Annotated in this window: 6 protein-coding genes; 5 read left to right on the top strand and 1 reads right to left on the bottom strand. The window is 73.7% G+C overall.

All coding sequences use genetic code 11. The features are described from left to right. Positions 1 to 119 precede the first annotated feature (119 nt). Positions 120 to 485: a hypothetical protein gene (locus tag ACFWH7_RS01960; protein WP_378214753.1), complete on the bottom strand. Its 366-nt coding sequence runs from the start codon at positions 483 to 485 to the stop codon at positions 120 to 122. A 443-nt stretch (positions 486 to 928) separates the two neighbouring features. Here ACFWH7_RS01960 and ACFWH7_RS01955 point away from each other — a divergent pair, with 443 nt between their 5' ends. The 5 genes from ACFWH7_RS01955 to cobA all read left to right on the top strand — a co-directional run. Next, complete coding sequence (locus ACFWH7_RS01955; RefSeq protein WP_378214752.1) at positions 929 to 2680, top strand: nitrite/sulfite reductase; 1752 nt, start codon at positions 929 to 931, stop codon at positions 2678 to 2680. A 215-nt stretch (positions 2681 to 2895) separates the two neighbouring features. Continuing rightward, positions 2896 to 3579, top strand: a complete 684-nt coding sequence (locus ACFWH7_RS01950; protein ID WP_378214756.1) for a phosphoadenylyl-sulfate reductase — start codon at positions 2896 to 2898, stop codon at positions 3577 to 3579. 8 nt (positions 3580 to 3587) lie between these two features. After that, positions 3588 to 4598: a sulfate adenylyltransferase subunit CysD gene (cysD, locus tag ACFWH7_RS01945; protein ID WP_378214751.1), complete on the top strand. Its 1011-nt coding sequence runs from the start codon at positions 3588 to 3590 to the stop codon at positions 4596 to 4598. Further along, positions 4598 to 5986, top strand: coding sequence for a sulfate adenylyltransferase subunit 1 (locus ACFWH7_RS01940; protein ID WP_378214750.1), 1389 nt, complete (start codon positions 4598 to 4600; stop codon positions 5984 to 5986). Before cysD ends, ACFWH7_RS01940 begins: the two co-directional genes overlap by 1 nt. Before the next feature lie 10 nt (positions 5987 to 5996). Further along, the coding region (gene cobA, locus ACFWH7_RS01935; RefSeq protein ID WP_378214749.1) for a uroporphyrinogen-III C-methyltransferase at positions 5997 to 7467 on the top strand (1471 nt) is incomplete at its 3' end.

The following is a 7467-nucleotide window of genomic DNA, read 5'->3' as shown; positions in this document are numbered from 1 at the left end:
TTTTCACGCACCCCTTTCCTTTTTGGCCACCAGCACCTTGTCCCGCCCTCCCCGCCCGGGGCGGCCGCCGCCCCCCCGCCCGCGCGCCGGGGGGGGCGCCCCCGGCCGGGTCGCTGCGGTCAGTTCCAGAAGACCGCGACGAGGATGTTCACGAGGGTGAGGCCACCGATGGCGTGCTTGACGCCCGGCGCCACGGCGCCGTCGGCCGCCTTGGCGCCCTGACGCTTGGCGACGAACGCGAGCACGGCGATGACGAGGGCGACGACCAGCTTGACGCCGATCTTGGCCATGTCGGGGCCGCTCCCGTCCCAGACCGCGGCCTCGCCGATGCCGACCATGGCGACCCCCGCGACGAGCGCGGTGAGCGCGCCGTGGAAGACGCCCTTGTACAGGCCCGGCGAACGCAGGGACGCGAGGTAGCCGCCGAGGACGATGGCCCACCCGATGAAGTGCAGCGCGACGAAGACGTTGTAGAGGAACTCCATGGCGCCATCCTATTTGCTGACGACCGTGTCGTGAAAGTTTGCACAAAGTGAGATGCGCCCAGGCGCCGCGCCGATCGCGACACCAGCCTCGCTCCCCCGTGACGGCTCGACAAACCAGACTGGATAAGTCTACTATTTCTGGTTTCCCACCATGCGGACCAGGGCTGTCCACGTCGCTGGACCGCCGCTATCGTTCAGGGCATGACCACGGCAGCCCGCACCCTCCTCGTGACCTCGCGTCACGGGATGCCGGCGTGCGCGCACACGTGTCTCAGCTGTTGTCGCTGAACCGCGCCCGACTCAGCGCGAGCCCGCAGGCTCGCCCCTCTCCCCGGAGAAACCCTGAGAACCGGCGCGCGCCGTCGGTCCTCAGCCACTCGCACCCTCGCTGAGCGCTCGCCGTCGCGCGTCCCCGCCCCCGAACGAGGACTCGAGGAACACCGATGACGCAGGTCACGACGGTGCCGGACGCCACCCCGGCCCGACCTGAGCGCCCGGCCCGCGCCGCCGGAGAGCGGCCCGCCCGCCCGGCGCGCGCCGCCCGGCCGAACGGGCAGTGGAAGGTCGACGGCACCGAACCGCTGAACGGCAACGAGAAGTGGAAGCAGGAGGACGGCGGGCTGTCCGTCCGCGAGCGGATCGAGACGGTCTACGCCCGGGACGGATTCGACTCCATCACCGGCGACGACCTGCACGGGCGGTTCCGCTGGTGGGGCCTGTACACCCAGCGCAAGCCCGGGATCGACGGCGGCAAGACGGCGACGCTCGAGCCGCACGAGCTCGAGGACCGGTACTTCATGCTCCGGGTCCGCATCGACGGCGGCGCCCTCACGACCGAGCAGCTCCGCGTCATCGCGGGCATCTCGAAGGACTTCGGCCGCGACAGCGCCGACATCACCGACCGCCAGAACATCCAGCTCCACTGGGTCGAGGTCGAGAACGTCCCGGAGATCTGGCGCCGCCTGGAGGCCGTCGGCCTGCAGACGACGGAGGCGTGCGGCGACGTCCCGCGCGTCGTGCTCGGCAGCCCGGTCGCGGGGATCGCCGCCGACGAGCTCATCGACATCGGTCCGGCCGTCGCCGGGATCACCGAGAAGTACATCGGCGTCCCCGAGCTGGCGAACCTCCCCCGCAAGTTCAAGACCGCGCTCACCGGGCACCCGAGCCAGGACGTCGTGCACGAGATCAACGACGTCGCGTTCGTCGCGCACCGCCACCCCGAGCTCGGCGTCGGGTTCGACCTGTGGGTCGGCGGCGGGCTGTCCGCGAACCCGCGCCTCGGCGAGCGCCTCGGGGCGTTCGTCACCGAGGAGCAGGTGCCCGACGTCTGGCACGGCGTCGTCCAGATCTTCCGCGACTACGGCTACCGCCGGCTGCGCAACAAGGCGCGTCTCAAGTTCCTCCTCGCCGACTGGGGACCCGAGAGGTTCCGCGAGGTCCTCGAGACCGAGTACCTCGGGTACGCGCTGCCCGACGGCCCGCCCGCCCCCAAGCCGCCGGTGCCCGGCGACCACGTGGGCGTGCACAAGCAGAAGGACGGGCTCAACTACGTCGGCGCCGCCCCGTACGTCGGCCGCGTGTCCGGGACCGTGCTCGCGAACGTCGCCGACCTCGCCGAGTCGGTCGGCTCGCACCGCGTGCGCCTCACGCCGCACCAGAAGCTCCTGGTGCTCGACGTGCCGGACGAGCACGTCGAGCACGTCGTCTCGACGCTCAAGGCCAACGGGCTCGACGCCAACCCGAGCCCGTTCCGCCGCAGCACCATCGCGTGCACGGGCATCGAGTACTGCAAGCTCGCCATCGTCGACACCAAGGACACCGCGACCGCCACGATCGACGAGCTCGAGAAGCGGCTCGGCGACCTGTCGCACATGAAGCCGCTCTCGCTGCACGTCAACGGGTGCCCCAACTCGTGCGCGCGCATCCAGACGGCGGACATCGGGCTCAAGGGCCAGCTCGTGATGGACGACGACGGCGAGCAGGTCCCGGGCTTCCAGGTCCACCTGGGCGGTGGCCTGGCGTCCGACGACCGCGAGCTCGCCGGCATGGGCCGCACCGTGCGCGGCCTCAAGGTCACCGCGACCGACCTGCCCGACTACGTCGAGCGCGTCGTCCGGCGGTACGAGGCCGACAAGGACGGGACCGAGACCTTCGCCGAGTGGGCGCACCGAGCCGACGAGGAGGCGCTCCAGTGAGCGAGGACCAGGGCGTGACGACCACCGCCGCCGGCACCCCGCCGTCGGGCGCCACCGACCCGTTGGCCGCGCTGCGCGCCGCGGCGAGGGCGAAGGCCGAGCAGCGCGAGAGCGCGAAGGCGGCGCACCACGCGGAGCGCGCCCGGCTGGCCGAGCAGGGCCGCGAGAAGCGGTCCCTCGACGAGCTGCGCGAGATCGCGCGGCGCGGCGCGGAGCTGCTGCACGGCGCCGGTACGCCCGGCGTCGAGGAGGCGACCCGTCCGGAGGCGACGGCCGAGGAGGTCATCGCCTGGGCGGCGCGCGAGTTCGGGACGTCCGTCGCGGTGGCCTGCTCCATGGCGGACGCCGTGCTCCCCCACGTCGTGGCGGCGCAGATCCCCTGGGTCGACGTGCTGTTCCTCGACACGGGCTACCACTTCGCCGAGACGGTCGGGACGCGCGACGCCGTCGAGCAGCAGATGGACGTGACGATCGTCGACGTCCGGCCCGACCTCACGGTCGCCGAGCAGGACGCGGCGCACGGCAAGGACCTGTTCGGCCGCGACCCGGCGCTGTGCTGCCAGATGCGCAAGGTCGAGCCGCTGCACCGCACGCTCGCGGGCTACGAGGTGTGGGTCACCGGCGTGCGCCGCGACGAGGCGCCGACCCGGACGAGCACCCCGCTCGTGACGTTCGACGAGAAGAACGGGCTCGTGAAGATCAACCCGCTCGCGGCGTGGTCGTTCGACGACCTGCTCGCGTACGCCGCGCGGCACCAGGTGATCCTCAACCCCCTGCTGAACGACGGCTACCCGTCGATCGGCTGCCAGCCGTGCACCCGGCGCGTCGCGCCGGGCGAGGACCCGAGGGCCGGCCGCTGGGCGGGGCTCGACAAGACAGAGTGCGGACTCCACGTATGAGGACGGGCATGACGACCATCGACCTGACGACCGACGCACCGGGCTCCCCCGCCGGTGCTCCCGCCGGCGCCTCCGCAGAGGCTGCGCCGGTCCCCGCCACGGCTCTGCCCGGCGGGCGCCGCCTCGCGCAGCTCGACGCGCTGGAGAGCGAGGGCATCCACATCATCCGTGAGGTCGTCGCCGAGTTCGAGCGGCCCGTGCTGCTGTTCAGCGGCGGCAAGGACTCCGTGGTGATGCTGCACCTCGCGGTCAAGGCGTTCGCGCCCGGCCCGGTGCCGTTCCCCGTGCTCCACGTGGACACGGGCCACAACTTCCCCGAGGTGCTCGCCTACCGCGACGCGACCGCGGAGCGGCTGGGCCTGCGGCTCGAGGTCGCGAGCGTGCAGGACTACCTCGACGACGGCCGCCTGCGCGAACGCGCGGACGGGACGCGCAACCCGCTCCAGACGCAGCCGCTGCTCGACGCGATCTCCGGGCACCGGTTCGACGCCGTGTTCGGCGGCGGCCGGCGCGACGAGGAGAAGGCGCGCGCCAAGGAGCGCGTGTTCTCGCTGCGCGACGAGTTCGGCCAGTGGGACCCGCGCAACCAGCGCCCGGAGCTGTGGAACCTCTACAACGGGCGCCACCGCCCGGGCGAGCACGTGCGCGTGTTCCCGCTCTCGAACTGGACCGAGCTCGACGTCTGGCGCTACATCGCGCGCGAGCGGATCGAGCTCCCCGAGCTCTACTACGCGCACGAGCGCGAGGTGTTCGACCGCGACGGGATGCTGCTCGCCGTCGGGCCGTACTCGGAGCCCCGCACCGACTCCGAGGCCGCATCCCTGCGGACCGAGACGGTGCGGTACCGGACCGTCGGCGACATGTCGTGCACCGGCGCCGTGCGCTCGGACGCGACCGGCGTCGAGGACGTCATCGCGGAGGTCGCGGCGACGCGCATCACCGAGCGCGGCGCGACCCGCGCCGACGACCGCCTCTCCGAGGCCGCCATGGAGGACCGCAAGAAGGAGGGGTACTTCTGATGGGCACCCAGACCAGCACCGGCACCGTCACCGAGGACGCGGCGCTGCCGCTCGACGACGCGCGCCGCGGGACGCTGCTGCGCCTCGCGACAGCGGGTTCCGTCGACGACGGCAAGTCCACGCTCGTGGGCCGCCTGCTCTTCGACTCGAAGTCCGTGCTCGCCGACCAGCTCGACGCCGTGGAGCGCGTCTCGCGCGACCGCGGCCTCGAGACCGCCGACCTCGCGCTGCTCACCGACGGCCTGCGCGCCGAGCGCGAGCAGGGCATCACGATCGACGTCGCGTACCGGTACTTCGCGACCGCGCGCCGGTCGTTCATCCTCGCCGACTGCCCCGGGCACGTGCAGTACACGCGCAACACGGTGACGGGCGCGTCGACGGCGGACGTCGTCGTGCTGCTCATCGACGCGCGCAAGGGCCTGCTCGAGCAGACGCGCCGCCACCTCGCGGTCGCGAGCCTCCTGCGCGTTCCGCACGTGGTCGTCGCGGTCAACAAGATCGACCTCGTCGACTACAGCGAGGCGCGCTACGAGGAGCTGGCGGCGGACATCCGCGCGGCGGCGGTCTCGCTCGGCGTCGGCGACGTGCACACGATCCCGGTGTCCGCGCTCGTGGGCGACAACGTCGTGGACCGGGCGAGCGTCAACACTCCCTGGTACGACGGCCCGAGCCTGCTCGAGCTGCTCGAGGAGCTGCCGACCGGCGACGACCCGGAGGCCGAGTCCTTCCGCTTCCCCGTGCAGGTCGTCATCCGCCCGCAGGCCGCGGCCGACGAGCGCTACCGCGACTACCGCGGGTACGCCGGCCAGGTGGCGTCGGGCGTCGTGACGGTCGGCGACGAGGTCGTGGTGCTGCCCTCCGGGCGCCGGACGACCGTCGTCGGGATCGACACGGCCGACTCGCTCGCGTCCGGCGAGGAGCTCACGGAGGCCTTCGCGCCGCAGTCCGTGACGATCCGCCTCGCGGACGACGTGGACGTCGCGCGCGGCGACCTCATCGCGTCCGCCGCGGAGGCTCCCGAGGTCACGCAGGACGTCGAGGGCACCGTCGCGTGGCTCAGTGACCGCCCGCTCCTGCCCGGCGCGCGCGTGCTGCTCAAGCACACGACGCGCACCGTGCAGGCCGTGGTGCGCGACGTCGTCGGGCGGCTCGACCTCGACACCGCCGAGCTCGAGCCCGCCGAGCGCCTCGACCTCAACGACATCGGCCGCGTGACGCTGCGCCTCGCGTCCCCGGTCGCCGCCGAGGAGTACGTCGTCGCCCGGCGCACGGGCGCGTTCCTGCTCGTCGACGGCCAGGACGGCGGCACGCTCGCCGCCGGCATGGTCGGCGACGCGCTCGCCGCCGCGCGCCGTCCGGCGTCCCGGCCCGGCTCGTACGCGATCTAGGCTGGACGCCGTGACCGCACCCGAGCACGAGACGTACCCCCTGGGCCTGCGTCTCGACGGCCGTCGGACCGTCGTCGTCGGCGGTGGTCCCGTCGCCGCGCGGCGCACGCGCGGCCTCCTCGACGCGGGCTCCGTCGTGACCGTCGTCGCGCCGTTCGTGTGCGAGGACCTCGCGGAGCTGCTCGCGGTGCACGGGACCGAGGACGCGGGGGGCGCACACGGGCACGCGGGCGCGCCCCGGGACCGCGGCGCGCGGCTGTCGTGGGTGCGGCGCGACTACCTCACGGGCGACCTCGACGGCGCGTGGCTCGTCCACACCGCGACCGGCGACCCGCACGTGGACGCCGAGGTCGCGGCCGACGCCGAGGCCGACCGGGTCTTCTGCGTCGCCGCGGGCGACGCGGACCTCGCGACCGCGTGGGTGCCCGCCGTGGCGCGCACGCGCGTCCCGAGCACGGTGCCGGGCGACGTTCCGGACGACCCTGCTCACGACGTCTCGCTCGGCCAGGCCGCAGAGGTCACGGTGTCGGTCAACGCGGGCCGGGACCCGCGCCGCGCCCAGCGTGTGCGCGACGCCGTCGCCGCGCTGCTCGAGGCGGGCGAGCTCCCGCTCCGGGCGGTGCGTCCGGTGGGATCGCGGCCCGCGACCGACGACGCCGCTCGTCTCGCGGGCGTCGTGTCCGGGCCGCTCGTGCGGCCCGTGGGGTCGGTCGCGCTCGTCGGGGGCGGCCCCGGCGACACCGGACTGATCTCGGTGCGGGGACGCCGCCTCCTCGCGGAGGCGGACGTCGTCGTGGTCGACCGGCTCGGGCCGCGCGGGCTGCTCGCCGAGCTCGGCGACGACGTCGAGGTCGTGGACGTCGGCAAGACGCCGGGCCACCACCCGGTGCCGCAGGCAGAGATCAACCGGCTGCTCGTGCACCACGCGCTCGTCGGGCGACGGGTTGTGCGGCTCAAGGGCGGCGACCCCTACGTGTTCGGGCGCGGCGGCGAGGAGCTCGACGCGTGCCGCGAGCACGGCATCCCGGTGGAGGTCGTGCCGGGCGTGACGAGCGCCGTCTCCGTGCCCGCCGCGGCGGGGATCCCGGTGACGCACCGCGGCCTGTCGCGCGGGTTCACCGTGCTCACCGGGCACGAGGACGTGGGCAAGGTCCCCGCCGCGAGCGACCACACCGTCGTCCTGCTCATGGGCGTCTCGCGGCTCGCTGAGACCGCGGATGCGCTCGTCGCGCAGGGTCGCTCGCCCGAGACACCCGTCGCGGTCGTCGAGGACGGCTACGGCCCGCGCCAGCGGACCACGGTCGGCACGCTCGCGACTATCGCCGCCCGCGCCCGAGAGGCGGGCGTCCGCCCCCCGGCGGTCACGGTCGTGGGCGACGTCGTCACCCTCTCCCCCGCCTGGCCGACCTCCGCCCCGCGGGGGGGGGGATTTATTATAGGGGGCGCGCAGCGGGGGGTGGGGGGGAATATAATGAAGAAGG

The organism is Cellulosimicrobium cellulans (assembly GCF_042723955.1).
GTDB classification, from domain to species: Bacteria; Actinomycetota; Actinomycetes; order Actinomycetales; family Cellulomonadaceae; genus Cellulosimicrobium; species Cellulosimicrobium cellulans_H.
Note: the sequence above shows the minus strand (reverse complement) of the source record. Positions and strands in the feature narration are given on the sequence as shown.

Coding starts and splice junctions, on each gene's coding strand:
- ACFWH7_RS01940 (WP_378214750.1), top strand. CDS start 4,598: ATGGGCACCCAGACCAGCACCGGCACCGTCACCGAGGACGCGGCGCTG.
- cysD (WP_378214751.1), top strand. CDS start 3,588: ATGACGACCATCGACCTGACGACCGACGCACCGGGCTCCCCCGCCGGT.
- ACFWH7_RS01960 (WP_378214753.1), bottom strand. CDS start 485: ATGGAGTTCCTCTACAACGTCTTCGTCGCGCTGCACTTCATCGGGTGG.
- ACFWH7_RS01955 (WP_378214752.1), top strand. CDS start 929: ATGACGCAGGTCACGACGGTGCCGGACGCCACCCCGGCCCGACCTGAG.